Below are 19,953 nucleotides of genomic sequence, written 5' to 3' on the forward strand. Positions count from 1 at the left end.
TATTGGCAAATATGTAAACAGCATCTTTAATTAGAGGAGCTGTTGAATAATTAAATAAATTATCAATAAACATATGCCCAAGAGCAATCTAGTTACAAACACCGGTCATCGCTTTATCTCAAAAGCGAAAACCGCGTATAAAATTCATATACATACGCCAGATGATACGGTGATGCATCGCTCTGTCGGCTTTGTTCGTATTGGTGAAAAGCGCGGACTGAAAAAAGCCATCAAACTCAGAAATGAGTTAGGAAAAGAGCTTTGGGGAAAATTTTGGCGCCGTCTTCTAAAAGACCCTTTCCTTATGACTCGGCTCCCCCACTCACTTGAACCTAAAATCATCTACAAGCCAAGGCCAACAAAAGAAGACCCAGAAGCAAAAGACGAGTGCTACATTGCCGCATGGCGAACCTATGATGGCGATGGCAAGTTGAGATACAAAAGCGTGGTGTGCTCAGTCAATAAACACGGCAAACTCGGTGCGTATTCAAAGACCAAAAAAGCCCTGTTAGAAGCCAACAAGGACAACATCGAAATCCTTGAGTACATGGGCAGAATCAATAGTATTGATTTGAAGTAATCGAGTTCTTTTGTAAGCCAATTAGTATCAAATGATAGAAACTAAAAAGCCGCGAAAATTCGCGGCTTTTTGCTAGCTGGTTATCGCTATTTACGCGTTGGCTTCACGCTCTTCAATAAAGGCAATCGCCATCTTGATGCGAGCAACAACGCGCTCTTTACCAATTAGCTTGATCACTTCATCAACAGATGGGGATTGACCACCACCAGTTACCGCAACGCGAAGTGGCATACCAATTTTACCCATGCCAATTTCCAGCTCTTCACATACCGCTTTGATTACGCCATCTTTGATTGCTTCAGTAGACCAATCGGTTAGTGCTTCAACTTTTTCAAGTGCTAGCTGTAGTGGGCCTTTAGCCACGCCGCGCAGGTGTTTTTTTGCCGCTCCGGCTTCAAACTCAGCAAAGTCTTCGTAGAAGTAGCGAATCTGTTCTGCCAATTCAACCAAGGTGTTGCAACGCTCACCAACCAGTGTGATCACATCGTTGATAGCTGGGCCGTTAGTCACATCTAGCTTCTGGTTGTCTAGGTGCCATTGTAGGTATTGTGCAACATAGGCTGGATCAGAGGTTTTGATGTAGTGGTTGTTAAGCCACAATAGTTTCTCTGTGTTAAATGCCGAGGCGGATTTAGACACAGCATTCAAGCTAAACAACTCAATCATTTCTTGTTCAGAGAAGACTTCTTGATCACCATTAGACCAACCTAAACGAACTAGGTAGTTGTTTAGAGCATTCGGAAGGTAACCTTCGTCACGGTATTGCATCACAGAAACCGCACCGTGGCGCTTGGAAAGCTTGGCACCATCGTCACCCAAAATCATGGCGCAGTGAGCAAATGTTGGCACTGGTGCACCTAATGCTTCATAGATGTTGATTTGACGAGGGGTGTTGTTGATATGGTCTTCACCGCGCACAACGTGAGTAATTCCCATATCCCAATCATCAACCACCACCACGAAGTTGTAGGTTGGGGAACCGTCAGTACGGCGAATGATCAAATCATCAAGTTGGCTGTTAGCTATTTCGATGCGGCCGCGGATTTGGTCTTCAAATACCACGCTGCCTTCTTTCGGGTTGCGGAAACGAATCACGCATGGGTCATCTTCATTGGCAGCAGCGTTTGCAGCAACAATTTTAGGATGGTTTGCATTGTAACGCGCCATCTCTTTGTTGGCTTCTTGCTCTTCGCGGATTTCGTCCAACAACTCTTTAGATGCGTAACACTTGTAGGCTTTGTCTTCTGCGAGAAGCTTATCGACCATCTCGTTGTAACGGTCAAAACGCTTAGATTGGAAGTAAGGACCTTCATTCCACTCCAACCCTAGCCACTGCATACCTTCTAGAATGGCATCTACCGCTTCTTGCGAGTTTCTTTCCAAATCAGTGTCTTCAATACGAAGCACAAATTCGCCGCCTTGGTTTTTAGCATAAAGCCAAGAGTACAAAGCAGTACGAGCACCACCTACGTGTAAATAGCCAGTTGGGCTTGGAGCAAAACGCGTTTTTACCGTCATGAAGATTACCTTGAATGTTTCAGTACACTGTAATTCTGGATTGTGAGCTTCAATACCCAGAGTTACCAGAAATTTTGCGCGTTATTCTAGCACCCCAAGGTAATTCCTCAATAATTTATGATGTTGGCAAACATTATTCGCATATAGGGTAATGAGATAAATTATCATTAAGTTGCTTGACCTTACCTTGAGGGTAAGGTTTACAGTGAACACCTATCTCGTTGTTGGGAGTAATTATGTATCGTTTAACCATTCCGATGTCTGGCCTTAACTGCATGGGGTGCGCTAGAAAAGTTGAAAAAGCCATTTGTGAACTTGAAGGTGTCACCGTTAATGACTTAAGCAAAGAATCAATTAGCTTGGAGTCTCCACACAGCTTTGCACTTGTGCACCCTAAAATATCCCAATACGGCTATACTGCTGGCGAAGAACAGCATTACTCTTTGTCTGGACTCAATTGCGGAAAATGTGTCGCTAAGCTAACAACAGCACTCGACGAAACGGGGCGAGTTTTCATCAAAAAAATTAGCAAGACTTCGCTTTCCATCGATAGCTTGATGACCTCTGAAGAAATTATCGGCCTGATTCAAGACTTGGGATTTGAAGCCACTCCAGTGACAGAGCTTGATAACGCTGCCGCCCTTGGTACTGCACAAGATTCAATTGAGCCCGCAAGTCCAGAATCAGCGACTCAGCCAAAGGCTAAGCCAACCAATAAAACAGAGGTTGAGTCAAAACGGGTTTCAGCGGCGCCGGATACCCATGATAGAAATGCAACTCTTGAGCTAACCAATTCCCAGACTGTGACGGCGCTGATTTCCGGAATGACTTGCGCCAGTTGTGTCAGTTCGGTCGAGAAGGTGTTAAATGCCCTACCTTCCATAGCAAATGCCAAAGTTAATTTGGCAGAGCAAACCGCAACCATCCATAGTTCGGAAGCGCTGGATGAATCTGCTATAGAAAACGCATTGTTGCAATCTGGCTACGGCATTACTTGGCTTAAAGATTCTGAACAAGCGCAAAATGAGCAACAAGCGCATTTTAACTTGCAAATACAACACCACAAAAAAGGCGCGGTACTCGGCTTAGCATTGGGGGCTCCATTAATATTATGGGGTGTACTCGGTGGCAGCATGATGATTCGTACTAGCTCAGATCAACTCGGCTGGGGAATCGTTGGCTTAATCACTTTGGTACTGCTTGCCAGCTCTGGGCGTTCATTTTTCACTAACGCTTGGAAGTCGATAAATCATCGTAGAGCCACCATGGACACACTCGTGGCGCTTGGTACTGGTGCTGCCTGGTTGTATTCCATGCTTATTGTGATAACGCCCGATCTTTTCCCTATGGCAGCGCGACACGTTTATTTTGAAGCCAGCGCCATGATCATCGGCTTAATCTCACTTGGACATTTCATAGAGGCGAAAGCAAAAGCGAAAACCAATGCCTCTTTGCAAAGCCTTTTAAACCTACAACCGAAAACCGCAACCGTTATCGAAAATCAGCAAACGCAAATTATTGAAGTGGCGAGAATTCAGTCGGGAATGAACGTTCTGGTAAAACCCGGTGAGCAAATTCCTGTTGATGGCATCGTGATATCTGGCACCAGTTTTGTTGATGAGTCGATGTTAACCGGCGAGCCAATACCCGTTTACAAAGAAACTGGCTCAACCTTATCAGCCGGTACCATCAACCAAGATGGAAGCTTGACCATACAAGTTACCGGCGTAGGCAGCCAAACTATGTTGGCCAAAATCACTCGAATGGTTCGTGATGCTCAAAGCAGCAAACCAGAAATCGCTAAGCTGGCCGATCGCATATCGGCAGTTTTTGTTCCTATTGTTGTCGCAATTGCGGTATTTAGCGCCTTAGTTTGGTTTGCGACTGGACCTGAACCCAAAATCAGTTACATGCTAATTGTGACTACCACGGTACTCATCATCGCCTGCCCTTGCGCTCTAGGACTGGCTACTCCTCTTTCAGTTACCGTTGGTGTCGGTAAAGCGGCTGAATACGGTGTGCTTGTAAAAGATGCCGATGCCCTGCAAATGGCGACCAAAATTGACACGATTGTCTTTGATAAAACCGGAACTCTTACTGTTGGCAAGCCGGAAGTTCAGTCCTTTGTCAGCGTATTGCCTCAGCAGACCTTGTTTAACCTGACCTACTCGATTGAGAAACATTCTGAACATCCATTGGCAAAGGCTTTAGTCGCCTTTACCGAACAAAACAATGCAAAAATGGTTGAAGTAACAAACTTTCAGGCAAATCGAGGTCAAGGGGTTAGCGCGTCGACTGAATCTGGTGATGTAAAGATCCTATCTAAATCAGCGGCTATCGAACAGGGCTACTCATTACAAGCGGTCCGAGATTTTGTGGACCAATCAGAAAACAAAGCTCGGACACCAGTCATAGTACTAGTTGATAACCAAGTTGCTGGCGCGTTTTCTATCGCCGATTCACTGAAGCCGGAAGCAAAACAAACCATCACCAAACTCAAACAGCTCAATATTGAACCCGTCTTGTTGACCGGTGATAACCTGCATGTCGCAAAAAACATTGCCAAGCAGTTGGGAATTATTGAAGTCATTGCGCAAGTGTTGCCAGATCAAAAAGCCCAAAAGATCACCGAACTTCAAAACCAAGGTTTTTGCGTTGCTATGGTGGGCGATGGCGTTAACGATGCACCCGCACTTGTTCAAGCGGATCTTAGCTTAGCAATGGGCTCAGGCAGTGATGCGGCAATTGAAAGTGCTCAGCTAACGATTTTAAATAGTAATTTGGATTCAGTTGTAAAAGCTCTGGAGATCTCCAAAGCCACTCTGAAGAACATGAAGCAAAACCTATTTGGAGCTTTTATTTACAACACTCTGGGGATACCAATCGCGGCTGGTGTGCTGTTTCCGTGGACAGGTTGGCTACTAAGCCCAGTAGTTGCAGGGGCAGCTATGGCACTCTCTTCGATTACCGTTGTCACCAACGCTAATAGATTACGATTGTTCAAATCGGGCAAGTAATCTAGAAAAAACGAAGCCCCCAAAACGGGGGCCAAAAAATAGGGAGTGATTTGCTAGCGATATCTACAAAGCGACATCTTCACTTCCTTTTACAGGTCTCACTACAACAACCTGAGGGGGAACAGTCTATTGGCGTTGCCAATATCTCTACAATACTGCCAAAAACTTGTTGTTCTAAGTCACACACTACCTAATGTGACACATATCTCAAATTGTATTCACAGACAATTTTTTCTTTTAAAATTCAATAAGATAAAACACCGTCATTTTCTGCACTCGTGTTTTAACGATATTCGAGTGACACAAATCACAAAAACACAGTCATTTGTATACTTGATCACTTAAAAACACCGAAAAGTGCATAACATGCGAACAATCCCCTCTAACTTTTAGCTGTTTAATTTTAAATTGATCACAAAAAAGCCTGTGGTAAAAAACGTCAAAACACTGGAATATAACGTTTTTGCCGGAAGTTAAAGCATGCTTTAACTCAATACCAATAGGAACAACAATGCGGATTTTTTTGGCTATCTGGCTATTCGTTTTTTCATCCAGTTCTTTGGGCGAGCCTCTAACCTTTGTCGCCAAGAAAGGACTGACAGAGTTGATGATATTTGGTTCGATCCACGCGGGTCGTCAAGACATGTACCCGCTACCAAATCAGGTCATCGAGTACTTAGATTCCTCTGATGGACTTATTTTAGAGGCGGATATTTGGAATGAGCATTTACTAAAGATTCCGAGCGATCAACCGTCGACCAAAAGTGTATTAGCACCTAACCAATATAAGCAGTTAATACAGAAATCCTCTGAAGTCGGTATTCAGTTTGAACAATTTTCCAATTTACCACCTTGGCAAGCTGCGATTGCTTTACAAAGTGTACAACTCATTCAAGCCGGGTTTGATTTTGAAGCTGGAATCGATTTAGCCATGCTGGACAAAGCCGAAATACTCAACAAACCTGTATTGCATTTGGAGCAATTACAATTCCAGCTAGACCTAATTTCTACGCTGGGTAGTGATGGTAACGACTTATTGCTCAGCACAGTAGATGAACTAAAACACGGCCGAGAAAACATCGAGTGTATGGTGGAATCGTGGAACGCTGGTGATATAGAGAATTGGGAAGCGGCCCTTATGGGCTCGACGATGCCAACAGAATCAGAAGATAAGCTGCTGTACAATCGAAATAAGGATTGGGCAGATACGTTAGTAGACAATAATTTTTACCCCAAGCAAGGTAAATATTTGGTAGTCGTTGGCGGTTTACATTTGATAGGTAAAAGAAGCTTGATCGATTATCTCGAACAAAACGGCTTTGTTGTCACCCAAGTTTCGAAATCAATCAAAGCTGACTGTAATTTTTTGCTGCCAAGTGACAACCACTAAAACACAAAAGCCCGCTCTAATGAGCGGGCTTTCTAAATGTGGTCGGTGAAAAGGAATTCGATTGAACTGGCATTCCAGCCCCCGTCCTCAGATGCTATGAGGTAAAAATAGCAAAAGCCCCATTCTTTCGACTAGGGCTTTCTAAATGTGGTCGGTGAAGAGGGATTCGAACCCCCGACCCTCTGGTCCCAAACCAGATGCGCTACCAGGCTGCGCTATTCACCGAGTCGTATCGCTTTGCGACAACGTGGGCGTATATTACGGATTCTCGATTCAAACGCAACCTCTGTGACACAAATTTATTGAAAATAAATCCATTCGCTCAAAACACCAGCAAGACACGGCATACCCAATTCAAAATGTGATTAAAAACACATCAATGTTAATCAATCTTTTGCTTCGGTGACACGCTTGATCCAGATCAGTAATGAAGCACGTCATTAACCTTACTTTTAACAATGTCTTTATAACTTTACATCGGAGTATTTATGGACTTTTGGCTAGACCTTCTTTTTGGTAATGCGGTAGGGCTTTCTTCCATGTTAGTCATCTTTGGCGCCTTAGGTTTGATGCTGTTTTACGGCGGCTACTTCGTCTATAAAGTTATGAATGACAAATCTCCTCATTAAATCGCACAGCTCCTAATCACTGTTAAACACAAATTTGAGTAGGATTTGCTTTGCACCGGATTAGCGCACTTTCTAATCCGGTTTTTTATTTGTCGGTTCCACACCAATGAATTCTTCTATACCCCATTATTGATCCAACCCTACCTCTAGTTGGTATACTTGAGTTAATCGTTCCCGAGCCTTCCACGAGTTCAAGATGTCCAACGACGATTTTTCGCTATTCAAAGAAATGATGGGCGACGTTAAGCCCATAAAAAATGATACCGCCGACCTTAAAAAAGAGCACACAGTAACCGAAGCTCATCTCGCCAAAAGAGAGGCCGCCATGTCACTTTCTGAAGGTGACCCAGAGTATTTGTCTTTGGACCATGCACCAATGCTCAAACCCGATGACGTTATTGAGTATAAAGGGAATGGCATTCAAGAAGGGGTTTATAGAAAACTACGCCTTGGTAAATACCCGGTTCAAGCCAAGTTAGACTTACACCGAAAGACATTGAAAGAGGCACGAGATGAAGTGTTGTACTTTCTCAAAAAATGCCAACGAATGGACATTCGAAGTGCTCTTATCGTCCATGGTCGCGGAGAGCGTTCCAATCCACCAGCCTTAATGAAAAGCTATTTAGCCGAATGGCTCAAACAAATCAAAGAGGTGCAAGCTGTACACAGTGCGCAACGTTTTCACGGTGGCACTGGCGCGGTATACGTGATGCTGAAAAAAAGTGACGACCGAAAAACAGAAGACCGAGAAAGACATCAAAAACGCCTTGGTTAATCCTGTGTATCGGCGTGTGATGTGCTAATATCGCGCGCTAATGAAAATATGATTCTATCCGTTGGGAAACGTCTACCATGTCAGAAGTTAACGCAAAGCGCTTAAACAAATTTATCAGTGAATCCGGCTTCTGCTCTCGCCGCGAAGCAGATCGACTAGTCGAACAGGGCCGAGTCACCATTAACGGCGTCCAAGCCGAGATGGGTACTAAGGTCACTAATAGTGATGATGTTCGTGTCGATGGCACTCCAATCCAACAACGCGGTAAAACGCTTTACATCGCGCTCAACAAGCCTACGGGCATTACCTGTACTACAGAAAGAGACGTCGCTGGCAATATTGTTGATTTCATTGGTCACAAAGAGCGCATTTTCCCTATCGGCCGCTTAGACAAAGCTTCTGATGGTCTAATTTTTCTGACCAACGATGGCGACATCGTCAACAAGATCCTTCGCGCTGGCAACAATCATGAAAAAGAATACGTAGTTCGAGTCGATAAGCCGATCTCAGAACACTTTATTCGCAAGATGGCGTCTGGTGTTGAGATTCTTGATACCGTCACTTTGCCATGTAAAGTGGTTAAAGAAACTCAGTACTCTTTTCGAATTACGTTAACACAGGGCTTAAACCGCCAGATCCGTAGAATGTGTGAGGCGCTGGGCTACCAAGTTTTCAAGCTTCGTCGTGTTCGCATTATGAATATTTCTTTGGATGGCATCCCAAATGGGCGCTGGCGTTACCTCAACGAACAAGAGGTAAACGAGATTCTTTCTTTGTGCGAAGGTTCATCTGGTACCGAAGAAGCCTCAAAAGTCGATGGGAAAGGCAAGAAAATAAAGAAAGCGACGGATGCCAAGCTTTTCGATGCACGTGAGCAAGACAAGCAGGAAAAACAGGCAAAATTCAAAACCTTCAAAGGCAATGATGCGGATAAGTTCCGTCACTCTCTCAACCGAAACTCAAACAAGAGTAAGTCCAAGGGAGCTCGACCGGCTCAGCAATCTGGTGACTTTAAAAATCGTAAACCTTCTTCAGCAACACCTGGTTCAAAACCCAGTTCTAAACCAAAGCAACAACAGCGCAATGACAAAAGCCGCGTTGGTGGGACGTTAAAGTTAAAGAAGTAACCTTTAAGATCAAAAAAGGGGCGAAAGCCCCTTTTTAAATTCTATAAATTTCAGCTATTTGGTGCCAAAAATCTTGTCACCAGCATCGCCAAGCCCCGGTACGATGTAACCTTTGTCATTCAACTTTTCGTCAATTGCAGCGGTATACAGTTCGATATCTGGATGGGTCTTTTTCAACGCTTCAATACCTTCTGGAGCCGCCACTAAAACCAACACTTTAATGTTCTGACAGCCTTTTTCTTTCAACAAATCGATAGTGGCAATCATTGAACCACCCGTTGCAAGCATTGGGTCAACGACAATCGCAATACGCTCATCAATGTTTGATGCCAGTTTATTGAAGTATGGAACTGGCTCTAGTGTTTCTTCATCGCGGTAAATACCAACAACACTGATTCGAGCACTTGGCATATGTTCCAGAACACCATCCATCATGCCCAAACCAGCACGCAGAATTGGAACAACTGTAACTTTCTTGCCCTTGATTTGTTCCACTTCCACTGGACCGTTCCAACCTTCAATGGTTACTTTTTCAATTTCAAGATCCGACGTTGCTTCGTAGGTTAACAAGCTGCCGACTTCTGTTGCTAACTCGCGAAAACGTTTTGTGCTGATATCTCCCTCACGCATCAAGCCAATCTTGTGTTTTACCAGAGGGTGTTTGACTTCAACCACTTTCATTTTTGCTCTCCGAATCTTTTTATTTGGGTTTTGACGCGCTAAGTATACTCAAAGTTGCACTGCTTTTCTTGATCTTAACGAGTGCAGAACAGTTTATTTAACTGATTGCGATAACTTGTCTATGTCTCTCTTTTGATTAGGTTCACTGTGCACATGGCCGGGCGTAGAACCAAAGTAACGTTTAAATGCGGTAACAAAATTTGAAGTATGGTTATAGCCGCATTGATAGGCAACTTCTCCTATCGTCAGATCGGAGGTTTGCAACAAATAATGAGCCTTTTCTAAGCGACGAATCCTCAAATAGTCGGAAAGTGTCATGTGGGTTTCTTTTTTAAAAAGCCGCTGAAAGGTACTTTTTCCAATACTTAAATAGCTCGCCATGACCTCTGGAGTTAAGTCATGGTGGATATTTTGTTCGATATAAGCAATCGCGGATTCAATCTTGGGGTGCTGATTAAGATTAACAACTTGAGCACTGTGGTGAGTGATCATCTGTTCGGCATTTTCAAGAAAATCACAGACTATTTGAGTCCCAAGTAACTCTTGTTTTAAATGATGTTGAAACGACTTTTTTTCTATATCAACAAGCAGCTCCTCGCACCATTGGATAATCTGCTTGTTAGGCTGCCAAATCACTCTAGATAGGTGGCGAGGAAGCCATTGTTTAAATGGGTTGAGGTCTATTTGTTCTCGGCCACTGTATTTTCTTTCAAACCATTGCTTAGTCAGTACTAAATTAACCTTTCTTACACGATTTCCTTCTTGCAAAACTCGCCTAAACGACGCTGGCATATCGACAGTTACCGCGATGGCTGTAGGCCCGGTAGATGCACTTATGTGATAGTCCTGCCCATCATAAGCAAATTTCAGTTCTCCCTCTAAAAGCATGACCAAAATTACCCCTTCCCTAGCGCGATGCAGGATATGTGTTGTCTGTTTTTCCAAAGAGACACCACCTTCAACAATCAAGTGAGATCCACCAGCTTGACCAATAAAATAACCATCAACCAAGGTGTTCGCGTCTTTACCCTTTTTCGTCCAAATCTTCTGAGGTTTATTTGGATCATGCTTATCCATCTGTGTCATCACTACTTTGTTCGACTGCAACCTGAAACTCCCAACTGACATCTGCGCATAACAGTTTGCTTTCGTGACATAACAAACTGCGCTTCGTAACTGACCGATTTGAAATTAACATAAATGAGAACAAATATCATTTACATAAATTTGTAAGGCAAAGAAATGACTGCAAAATTTCTTACAACACCCCGTTACACATTCATAGCAAGTAGTATCGCGCTTGCACTAAGTTCTTCTGTTTTGGCAAATGAAGAAACCATCACTGTTTGGGGCGCTCAAGTATCAACCAACTCTGAATACCTTGCCGATCAAGATATCGCCATAAAACAGGCGGACCATTTATCAGATTTATTGCGCGATTTACCGGGAGTTGATGTGGGTGGCTCTCACACCGTCACTCAAAAAATCAATATTCGAGGGATCACCGAAAAAGATTTGGATATCAGGCTAGATGGTGCTCCCCAAAGTGGTGAAATGTTCCACCATGTCAGCGTACTGACGTTAAACCCTGATATTTTAAAATCAGTAGATATTCAAGTTGGAGCAAACTCTGTCACCAGTGGCGGAGTGGGTGGTTCTGTCCGATTTGAAACCAAAGAAGCGCAGGATTTACTCGATTATGATCAAAATTTTGGTGCAATAATTAGCGCGGGAGCAGGAAGCAATAGATACCTAAACGGCTCAATCACGGCCTTTGGTCAACTCTCAGAAACAATTGATGCACTGGCCTATGTGCACACCTTTAGCCGAGATAATCATAAAGATGGTTTTGGTGAAGAAAAATACGGATTCGATGGTGATGTTTCTAACGGGTTAGTGAAATTCGGTTGGCAAGCTAATGAAAAACATAGATTTGATCTCAGTTATGATCACTATGTAGACCAAGGCGATTATGCATACCGACCTGATATGGGAGTGGCCTATAACAACCAAAATGGTCTTAAAGAAGTGGCTCCTGTCGACTACTCTCGTTCCACTGCGACTTTAAACTACGAGTATGATTCCAATGCGGCACGTATTGTTAAAGTCACAACTTACTACAACTTAGCGGATTTAGAACGCGATGAAAGCAAGTTTTCTAAATGGCCAGACACCCGTAAATTCTTGGTAGATGGCGAGATAGAAAACATTGGTGCGTCATTACTTTGGCAAGAAAAACAACAGCTATGGTCTCTGAACCACACATTTGTATCGGGTGCTGAGTTCAATATTCAAAGTACATCTCAAAAAATCGGTTCAGCTGCAGCGCGTGAAGAAAAGCTATCGACCGAAGCTGTCTACTTCGAAGATACCATCGCATTTGGTGACTTTGCATCTTTGACCCCAGGTTTGAGATACGACCAATATCATCGAGAGCAATATACGCGAAATGAACGACACGAAAAAAATCTGTCGATGGCACTAGCTGGTCAAATATCTCCAACAGATTTTCTAAATCTCTACGCCAGCACACGTGAGTTGTTCAAAAATCCTAGCCTCTGTGAAGCTATGGCATACTGCGCTGCCAATGACGCAAATGACTTAAAACCAGAGAAAGGCCTCAACTCTGAAGTTGGTTTTAGACTGCACAATGACCATTCTAATTCTGAACTCAAAGCTGCTGCGCAAGTGAACTTCTTCAAAACAGAACTAGAAGACAAAGTTCTTTATCAAAATGGGGAAACCTTTAACGCAGGCGAAATGGCCTATGACGGTTTTGAAGTAAGTACCAATATCACTTGGAAAGGGCTATTTACCTCTCTCTCGTATTCAAGAACCGATGTTGAATACCCGAAAGAAATGGCAACCACCAACCAGCCGTATTTCCGCTCGGCTTCAATTGGCGATTCTATCAATTTCTCAAGCAGCTACGATTTTGAAACGGTCGATCTCACCATCGAGTGGAACTCACAGTTTGTCTTAGAAGAAGACAACGTTTTGTCGGGTAAAACGAAACCGTCTTACAATGTTCACGATATTCAAGCGAATTGGCTAATCGCAGATAGCCTTAACTTAATCTTCGGTATCGATAACATATTTGATGAGACATACTACTCCCACGCTTCAACCAGTGGTTTTGTGAGTTGGGGTAAAGTCGATATGGAAGACTTTGAACCAGGCAGAAACATTAAACTAAGTGCTTCTTACAAGTTTTAAGTAATCCACATGGGCTCGGCAATCAAGGTTGAGCCCATTTATATACCCAAGTGACCTCAAGATGCGAGGTTCAGCGAGAATTAACTAGGCTTCAGACAAGGCATTGATTTGCAGATCTAGTCGCTCTACATCAAGAATCAATAACGCAGTATGAAGCCTAGTTAAACTCGCCCTTGGGAGCTCATATTCTGTCTCATTTCTTCGTCAAAGAACTTGGAAAGGACTCGTCATTCCGCTGCGTTCTCTTCCTTGAACTGAACCAGAATATGTAGCTCTGAATTCTGCATCTTGAAGTTACTTGGGTATAGTGCCGTTAGTTCATTTTTCGACTACACTGCACCTCGTTCTTCTGTTGCTTAGTTCACCCAATCTCAATCCCAAATTTTCATTTCTCTCACAGAATGTCTCGTTCAAATCTCGTGACAATCTGGCAAACCATAAAACTTGCGCAAACGTTTGCTCTTTGACTTGAGTCACTGATAGAATAGCGCCGATTTTTGTCCTAACTAAGTAATCGAGGATTCTCCCGTGAGCGGTAACAACCAATCATTGAGCTACAAAGACGCTGGTGTTGATATTGATGCAGGCAATGCCCTAGTAGATCGTATTAAAGGTGCTGTGAAACGTACTCGTCGCCCTGAAGTAATGGGTGGTATTGGCGGTTTTGGTGCTTTGTGTGAACTACCTACCAAGTACAAAGAGCCTTTGTTGGTATCTGGTACCGATGGCGTGGGAACCAAGCTGCGTTTAGCACTAGACATGAAAAAGCATGACACTATTGGTATTGATCTAGTAGCTATGTGTGTGAACGATTTGATCGTTCAAGGTGCTGAGCCACTATTCTTCCTAGATTACTATGCAACGGGTAAGTTAGACGTCGATACAGCAGCAGACGTTGTTTCTGGTATTGCTGACGGCTGTGTACAAGCTGGTTGTGCGCTAATTGGTGGTGAAACTGCTGAAATGCCGGGCATGTATGAAGGCGACGATTACGACGTTGCAGGCTTCTGTGTGGGTGTTGTTGAGAAAGCTCAAGTTATCGACGGAACCAAAGTCGCTGCCGGTGATGCTCTGATTGCCGTTGGTTCAAGTGGCCCACACTCAAATGGCTACTCACTTATCCGCAAAATTTTAGAAGTTTCTAACGCAGATAAAAATGAAAAGCTTGGTGAGCGCACTATCTGCGAACACCTTCTAGAGCCTACTAAGATTTACATCAAATCAGCACTTAAACTGATTGCTGAACATGATATTCACGCGATTTCTCACATCACAGGTGGCGGTTTTTGGGAAAACATCCCTCGCGTTCTACCTGAAGGGACTAAAGCGGTTGTTGATGGAAACAGCTGGCAGTGGCCAGAGATCTTTACTTGGTTGCAAGAGAAAGGTAACGTCGACACCCACGAAATGTATCGCACCTTCAACTGTGGTGTTGGTTTGGTGATTGCCCTACCAAAAGATCAAGCCGAAGCCGCTGTTGCTCTTCTAAATAATGAAGGCGAAAACGCTTGGGTTATTGGTGAAATCGCACAAGCTAACGCCGGTGAAGAGCAAGTAGAGATAAACTCATAATGAAAAATATTGTTGTTCTAGTTTCAGGGAACGGCTCAAACCTCCAAGCCATCATCGACCAATGTGAATCCGAAATTACCACCGGAAAGGTAACTGCGGTATTCTCAAACAAAGATGGTGTTTACGCCTTGGAACGTGCGAAAAACGCTGGAGCAGCAGCTCACTTTCTCGATCCAAAATCTTTTGATACTCGTGATGCATTTGACCATGAGCTAATGCGTCAAATCGATGAGTATCAACCAGATGTGATTGTTTTGGCAGGTTATATGCGCATCCTAAGTGGCGAATTTGTTCGTCACTACATGGGTCGTATGATTAACATTCACCCTTCTTTGTTGCCAAAGTACCCTGGACTAAACACCTATCAACGCGCTATCCATGCCGGAGATGAAGAGCACGGTACTAGTGTTCACTTCGTCACTGAGCAACTTGATGGTGGCCCGGTAATTCTACAGGCCAAAGTGCCAATCTTTGATGAAGATACGGTAGATACACTGACTGAGCGAGTTCAAGCTCAAGAACATCGCATTTACCCTTTGGTAGTAAAGTGGTTAGTTGATGGCCGATTAGTTATGAAAAATGGCAAAGCGTGGTTAGATGACCAAGAACTTGGCATGCATGGCTACGCCGACAAATAATCAGCCTCATTGAGAAATGTGGATACCAAAAGCGCCGACTCGGCGCTTTTTTGATCATCACAGTAAATAGTTTCTAGTGCTTTTGATTTACCTCAACTTCGCCTTTTGAGTTCACGTGCCACAAACGTTATATTGAGAACAGTTGTTATTTAAGAGGTTTTGCCATGTTAGTTTACGAATGCTGTGAAAAAGTACGTGAAATGTACGCCATGATTGGAAGCGGCGATCAAGCATACGTTCCCAAAGCGGTAAGCTGCGCACTCAAGGCGTTAAATGAAATCGCAGCTGACGAGTCACTTCCAAATAAGGTTCGTGATAAAGCTGCTTTTGCCGCTGCAAATTTGTTTATTTCTGATTTTGAGGACTAAAAATGAATCTCGCGAATTTTGCTAGTATGGACCCCAACATGCTACTGAGCATCGTTAATATGAAGCTCAGAGATGATTTTTCCGGAGACCTTATTCAACTAGTGAAATACTACGATATCGATCAAGAGGCTTTGGTGGAAAAGCTCGCCAAATCTGGCTTTGAATTTATGCCGGAAGTTGGTCAGTTCCGATAGCACCAAATTAAAGCCAAAAAAACCGCTCAACTGAGCGGTTTTTTCATAGCAGTGCTAGGTGTTTTAGCCTAGATTCTTACGAGCGTTTTGGAACATACGCATCCACGCACTGTTCTCGCCCCATGAATCTGGGTACCATGAGTTCGCTACCGTACGGAACACTCGCTCTGGGTGTGGCATCATGATTGTTGCACGACCATCTTCAGAAGTTAGAGAAGTAATACCGTTAGGCGAACCGTTCGGGTTGCTTGGGTAGTTCTCTGTAACTGAACCAAAGTTATCAACGTAACGAAGCGCAACCGTACCAGAGGCTTCAACTGCCGCTAGGTGATCCGCATTGCGGAATTCCGCGCGACCTTCACCGTGTGATACGGCGATTGGCATACGTGAACCTTCCATGCCAGCAAAGAATACAGAGTTAGTCTTTTGAACTTCCACTGTACTGAAACGCGCTTCAAAACGTTCAGAAACATTAGTTACAAAGCGAGACCAGTGTGCCGCACCTGGAATAAGGTCTTTCAAGTTCGACATCATTTGACAGCCGTTACATACACCTAGAGAGAAAGTATCTTGGCGCGTAAAGAACTGTTCAAACTGCTCACGTGCTTGTGCATTAAACAGGACTGATTTAGCCCAACCTTCGCCAGCACCCAATACATCACCGTAAGAGAAGCCGCCACAAGCTACCAAGCCTTTAAACTCTTCCAAAGTCACTCGTCCAGAAAGAACGTCGCTCATGTGGACATCAAATGATTCAAAGCCCGCACGGTCAAATGCTGCTGCCATTTCTACGTGAGAGTTGACACCTTGCTCACGCAAAATTGCCATCTTAGGACGAGCGCCCGTTGCAATAAATGGCGCGGCTACGTCTTCGTGCACATCGTAGCTTAGAGCAACATTGATACCCGGGTCGCTGTTGTCTTTCTTCGCTTCAAATTCTTGGTCAGCACATGCAGGGTTATCACGCAGAGCTTGCATACGGTGTGTCGTTTCAGCCCAGATAGTACGAAGCTCTGTGCGAGAACGCTCTACCAAGGTTTGCTCACCAGATTTCACGACAAAGTTGTCTGAGTCCGTCACTTTACCAATAACATGTGAATGAGCAGCTAGACCTTGTGCAGCAAGAACATCAGCTACAGCGTCTAGGTCTTCATCCGCAACTTGGATAACCGCACCTAACTCTTCGTTAAATAGCGCAGCAAGAGCATCTTCGCCTAGCTCAGCAATATCTGCTTGCACGCCACAGTGACCCGCAAACGCCATCTCAGCTAGTGTAACTACCAAGCCACCGTCACCTTTATCGTGGTAAGCGATCACTTTGCCTTGTTTCACTAACTCTTGAATTGCATTGAAGAAGCCCTTCAATGTTTCTGCGTTATCTACGTCAGCAGGCTTGTCACCAAGCTGTTTATAAACCTGGGCCAAAGCTGTTGCGCCAAGACGGTTTTGACCATTGCCCAAATCTAGTAAGACTAAGCTGCTATCACCTTTATCGGTACGCAATTGCGGAGTAACCGTTTTGCGAATGTCTTCAACACGAGCAAATGCGGTAATAACCAAAGACAAAGGAGAAGTCACTTCTTTGTTTTCACCGTTTTCTTCCCACTTGGTCTTCATCGACATCGAGTCTTTACCAACAGGGATAGTCAACCCTAGCGCTGGACACAGCTCTTCACCAACTGCTTTCACCGCTTCATACAAACCTGCATCTTCACCCGGGTGACCCGCTGGTGACATCCAGTTTGCAGACAGTTTAATGTGCTTAAGGTCACCAATATCAGTCGCTGCAATGTTAGTGATGGCTTCACCCACAGCCAAACGAGCAGAAGCACCGAAATCTAGCAGGGCAACAGGCGTGCGCTCACCCATTGACATCGCTTCACCGTGGTAAGTGTCATAACTTGCAGCAGTAACAGCACAGTTCGCAACTGGAACCTGCCAAGGGCCTACCATTTGGTCACGGGCAACCAATCCAGTTACCGAACGGTCACCAATGGTGATAAGGAACGTTTTCTCTGCAACTGTTGGCAATCGCAATACGCGGTCTAGCGCTTCGTTGATTTCAACATCTGTGCGATCAATTGCTGGGCTGTGGACTTTAAGCGTTGTTGCTTCACGACTCATCTTAGGTGGCTTGCCAAGCAAGATATCCATTGGCATGTCGATTGGCGTATTGTCGAAGTGTGAGTCTTCTAGTGTTAGATGACGCTCTTCTGTCGCTTCACCCACAACCGCATAAGGAGCGCGTTCACGCTTACAGATCGCATCAAATACTTCCATATTCTCTGGTGCAACCGCTATTACGTAGCGCTCTTGCGATTCATTACACCAGATTTCAAGCGGGCTCATTCCTGGCTCATCATTTGGCACGTCGCGCAGCTGGAATTTACCGCCGCGTTCGCCATCATCAACCAACTCAGGCAATGCGTTTGAAATACCACCCGCACCTACATCGTGGATAAAGGCAATTGGGTTGTCTTCGCCGAGCTGCCAACAACGGTCGATCACTTCCTGACAGCGACGTTCCATTTCTGGGTTTTCACGCTGAACTGAAGCAAAATCTAAGTCTTCTGCTGATTGGCCAGATGCCATTGACGATGCCGCACCACCACCAAGACCGATGTTCATTGCTGGACCACCAAGCACGATTAGCTTAGCGCCAACAGGAATTTCTTTCTTTTGAACGTGTTCGTCACGAATGTTACCCATACCACCAGCAATCATGATCGGCTTGTGGTATCCACGAACTTCTTCACCGGCATGGGACGTGACTTTTTCTTCGTAAGTACGGAAGTAACCCAACAGGTTTGGACGACCAAATTCATTATTGAATGCCGCACCACCTAGTGGTCCTTCAAGCATAATGTCTAGCGCGCTTACGATACGACCCGGCTTGCCGAAGTCGGTTTCCCAAGGCTGTTCATGATTAGGGATGCGTAGGTTAGAAACACTAAAGCCAACCAAACCTGCTTTAGGTTTGCCACCAATACCAGTAGCGCCTTCATCACGAATTTCACCGCCAGAACCGGTAGAAGCACCTGGCCAAGGAGAAATCGCTGTCGGGTGGTTGTGTGTCTCCACCTTCATTAGGATGTGAGCGTCTTCGTGGTTGTAACCGTATTGACGAGAATCTGCATTCGGGAAGAAGCGACCTACTTTTGAACCAGTCATTACTGCCGCGTTGTCTTTGTATGCAGACAAAACGTGGTCAGGTGTCGTTTCAAACGTGTTTTTGATCATTTTGAATAGCGATTTGTCTTGCTTCTCGCCATCGATTGTCCAGTCAGCATTGAAGATCTTGTGACGACAGTGCTCTGAGTTTGCTTGAGCAAACATCATTAGCTCGATGTCATTTGGGTTACGGCCCAGTTTGGTGAAATTTTCAACCAAGTAATCAATTTCATCTTCTGCCAGAGCCAAACCAAGAGAAACGTTAGCTTCTTCAAGTGCTTTACGGCCACCCGCTAGAATATCCACTTGTGCCACTGGCGCTGGTTCTGCAACCGTGAACAACGCGCTCGCCGCTTCAAGGTTGGTAAATACCACTTCCATCATGCGATCGTGAATCAAAGCCTTAACTGCAGCAGTTTGTTCTTCAGATAACGTTTTATCAGACTCAATGTAGTACGCCGTACCGCGCTCTAGTCGGTTAACCTGAGTCAAACCGCAGTTACGAGCGATATCCGTCGATTTTGAAGACCATGGAGAAATGGTTCCTGGACGAGGTGTTACTAAAAGCAAAAGGCCCGCTGGCTCATGCTCTTCAATTGTCGGTCCGTAGGTAAGCAGCTTTTCTAACTTTTCAAGCTCAGTGCTATCTAGCTCAGCAGATAAATCGGCAAAGTGCATAAACTCGGCGTAAATACCAGTAACCGGTAATTGCTGTTCACGACAAAGTTCTAGTAGTTTGTTAACTCGGAACTCAGATAGAGCTGGGGAACCACGCAAAATTCTCATGTGCTTAGGTCTCTTGTACAATAGATTAGAGTGAGATTGGCATAAACTCTGTCGAAGCCTTTATAATGCTGTTTCTGACCAAAGCCAGGTGACGTATCCGCTACTCCCAGTTTTAGTTTTTTAGACTGGAAGTTTGCCTTTTTTGCAGCGAATACAACCACTTTCACAGCAGGATTTTAAAACCTATGCCAATCTCACCGAGTAAGTTGCGCGCATTATAAAGCAATTGTTTTTGTGATGTAACACCAATAGCAACCGTTTGCGTCATTTTTTTTCGAAATTTGATTTGTT

15 protein-coding genes and 1 tRNA gene are annotated in these 19,953 nt (G+C 44.4%); 11 read left to right on the forward strand and 5 right to left on the reverse strand.

All coding sequences use genetic code 11. From position 1 onward, the window contains the following. The first annotated feature begins 73 nt into the window (after nucleotides 1-73). Nucleotides 74-580, forward strand: coding sequence for a Fe3+-citrate ABC transporter substrate-binding protein (locus ACXAFJ_RS09880; RefSeq protein WP_475323108.1), 507 nt, complete (start codon nucleotides 74-76; stop codon nucleotides 578-580). Between the two features lie 90 nt (nucleotides 581-670). On the opposite strand, the gene gltX is transcribed toward ACXAFJ_RS09880, so the two are convergent. Then, nucleotides 671-2,098 (reverse strand): glutamate--tRNA ligase, encoded by a 1,428-nt coding sequence (gene gltX / locus ACXAFJ_RS09885; RefSeq protein WP_475323109.1) that lies wholly within the window; start codon nucleotides 2,096-2,098, stop codon nucleotides 671-673. A gap of 221 nt (nucleotides 2,099-2,319) precedes the next feature. Here gltX and ACXAFJ_RS09890 point away from each other — a divergent pair, with 221 nt between their 5' ends. Then, nucleotides 2,320-5,115: a heavy metal translocating P-type ATPase gene (locus tag ACXAFJ_RS09890; protein ID WP_475323111.1), complete on the forward strand. Its 2,796-nt coding sequence runs from the start codon at nucleotides 2,320-2,322 to the stop codon at nucleotides 5,113-5,115. 511 nt (nucleotides 5,116-5,626) lie between these two features. After that, nucleotides 5,627-6,505 carry a TraB/GumN family protein gene (locus ACXAFJ_RS09895; RefSeq protein ID WP_475323112.1) on the forward strand — a complete coding sequence of 293 codons (879 nt, stop codon included), beginning with the start codon at nucleotides 5,627-5,629 and terminating at the stop codon, nucleotides 6,503-6,505. A gap of 148 nt (nucleotides 6,506-6,653) precedes the next feature. Here ACXAFJ_RS09895 and ACXAFJ_RS09900 read toward each other — a convergent pair. Next, a tRNA-Pro gene (locus ACXAFJ_RS09900) sits at nucleotides 6,654-6,730 on the reverse strand. Between the two features lie 263 nt (nucleotides 6,731-6,993). Between ACXAFJ_RS09900 and ACXAFJ_RS09905 the strand changes: the two genes are divergently transcribed. The 3 genes from ACXAFJ_RS09905 to rluF all read left to right on the forward strand — a co-directional run bounded on the left by ACXAFJ_RS09905 (nucleotide 6,994) and on the right by rluF (nucleotide 9,036). Beyond that, complete coding sequence (locus ACXAFJ_RS09905; RefSeq protein ID WP_475323113.1) at nucleotides 6,994-7,134, forward strand: DUF3149 domain-containing protein; 141 nt, start codon at nucleotides 6,994-6,996, stop codon at nucleotides 7,132-7,134. Between the two features lie 196 nt (nucleotides 7,135-7,330). Next, nucleotides 7,331-7,909, forward strand: a complete 579-nt coding sequence (smrA, locus tag ACXAFJ_RS09910) for a DNA endonuclease SmrA (RefSeq protein WP_475323115.1) — start codon at nucleotides 7,331-7,333, stop codon at nucleotides 7,907-7,909. 77 nt (nucleotides 7,910-7,986) lie between these two features. Further along, complete coding sequence (rluF, locus tag ACXAFJ_RS09915; RefSeq protein WP_475323116.1) at nucleotides 7,987-9,036, forward strand: 23S rRNA pseudouridine(2604) synthase RluF; 1,050 nt, start codon at nucleotides 7,987-7,989, stop codon at nucleotides 9,034-9,036. A gap of 54 nt (nucleotides 9,037-9,090) precedes the next feature. Here the strand turns inward: rluF and upp are convergent, their stop codons facing one another. Beyond that, on the reverse strand, nucleotides 9,091-9,717 hold the full coding sequence (gene upp, locus ACXAFJ_RS09920) for a uracil phosphoribosyltransferase (protein WP_475323117.1): 627 nt from the start codon (nucleotides 9,715-9,717) through the stop codon (nucleotides 9,091-9,093). 93 nt (nucleotides 9,718-9,810) lie between these two features. Continuing rightward, nucleotides 9,811-10,824: a helix-turn-helix transcriptional regulator gene (locus ACXAFJ_RS09925; RefSeq protein ID WP_475323119.1), complete on the reverse strand. Its 1,014-nt coding sequence runs from the start codon at nucleotides 10,822-10,824 to the stop codon at nucleotides 9,811-9,813. 135 nt (nucleotides 10,825-10,959) lie between these two features. Between ACXAFJ_RS09925 and ACXAFJ_RS09930 the strand changes: the two genes are divergently transcribed. The 5 genes from ACXAFJ_RS09930 (at nucleotide 10,960) to ACXAFJ_RS09950 (ending at nucleotide 15,705) form a co-directional block, all read left to right on the forward strand. After that, on the forward strand, nucleotides 10,960-12,933 hold the full coding sequence (locus ACXAFJ_RS09930) for a TonB-dependent receptor domain-containing protein (protein ID WP_475323120.1): 1,974 nt from the start codon (nucleotides 10,960-10,962) through the stop codon (nucleotides 12,931-12,933). A 528-nt stretch (nucleotides 12,934-13,461) separates the two neighbouring features. Continuing rightward, a complete protein-coding gene (gene purM, locus ACXAFJ_RS09935; RefSeq protein ID WP_475323121.1) occupies nucleotides 13,462-14,505 on the forward strand; it encodes a phosphoribosylformylglycinamidine cyclo-ligase in 1,044 nt (347 codons plus the stop codon). Continuing rightward, entirely contained in the window at nucleotides 14,505-15,143 is a 639-nt protein-coding gene (purN, locus tag ACXAFJ_RS09940) for a phosphoribosylglycinamide formyltransferase (protein ID WP_475323123.1), read from the forward strand. Before purM ends, purN begins: the two co-directional genes overlap by 1 nt. A gap of 164 nt (nucleotides 15,144-15,307) precedes the next feature. Beyond that, entirely contained in the window at nucleotides 15,308-15,511 is a 204-nt protein-coding gene (locus ACXAFJ_RS09945; protein WP_475323124.1) for a YaeP family protein, read from the forward strand. A 2-nt stretch (nucleotides 15,512-15,513) separates the two neighbouring features. Beyond that, a complete protein-coding gene (locus ACXAFJ_RS09950; RefSeq protein ID WP_475323125.1) occupies nucleotides 15,514-15,705 on the forward strand; it encodes a DUF4250 domain-containing protein in 192 nt (63 codons plus the stop codon). Between the two features lie 63 nt (nucleotides 15,706-15,768). Here the strand turns inward: ACXAFJ_RS09950 and purL are convergent, their stop codons facing one another. Beyond that, entirely contained in the window at nucleotides 15,769-19,662 is a 3,894-nt protein-coding gene (gene purL / locus ACXAFJ_RS09955) for a phosphoribosylformylglycinamidine synthase (protein WP_475323126.1), read from the reverse strand. Nucleotides 19,663-19,953: the final 291 nt, after the last annotated feature.

It is taken from the genome of Vibrio sp. ABH4_348 (genome assembly GCF_056159765.1).

Bases quoted from the DNA above. Each gene is read 5' to 3' on its own strand.
- ACXAFJ_RS09880 (WP_475323108.1), top strand. From the start codon at position 74: ATGCCCAAGAGCAATCTAGTTACAAACACCGGTCATCGCTTTATCTCA.
- rluF (WP_475323116.1), top strand. From the start codon at position 7,987: ATGTCAGAAGTTAACGCAAAGCGCTTAAACAAATTTATCAGTGAATCC.
- ACXAFJ_RS09930 (WP_475323120.1), top strand. From the start codon at position 10,960: ATGACTGCAAAATTTCTTACAACACCCCGTTACACATTCATAGCAAGT.
- smrA (WP_475323115.1), top strand. From the start codon at position 7,331: ATGTCCAACGACGATTTTTCGCTATTCAAAGAAATGATGGGCGACGTT.
- purN (WP_475323123.1), top strand. From the start codon at position 14,505: ATGAAAAATATTGTTGTTCTAGTTTCAGGGAACGGCTCAAACCTCCAA.
- upp (WP_475323117.1), bottom strand. From the start codon at position 9,717: ATGAAAGTGGTTGAAGTCAAACACCCTCTGGTAAAACACAAGATTGGC.
- purL (WP_475323126.1), bottom strand. From the start codon at position 19,662: ATGAGAATTTTGCGTGGTTCCCCAGCTCTATCTGAGTTCCGAGTTAAC.
- ACXAFJ_RS09945 (WP_475323124.1), top strand. From the start codon at position 15,308: ATGTTAGTTTACGAATGCTGTGAAAAAGTACGTGAAATGTACGCCATG.
- gltX (WP_475323109.1), bottom strand. From the start codon at position 2,098: ATGACGGTAAAAACGCGTTTTGCTCCAAGCCCAACTGGCTATTTACAC.
- ACXAFJ_RS09905 (WP_475323113.1), top strand. From the start codon at position 6,994: ATGGACTTTTGGCTAGACCTTCTTTTTGGTAATGCGGTAGGGCTTTCT.
- ACXAFJ_RS09950 (WP_475323125.1), top strand. From the start codon at position 15,514: ATGAATCTCGCGAATTTTGCTAGTATGGACCCCAACATGCTACTGAGC.
- ACXAFJ_RS09895 (WP_475323112.1), top strand. From the start codon at position 5,627: ATGCGGATTTTTTTGGCTATCTGGCTATTCGTTTTTTCATCCAGTTCT.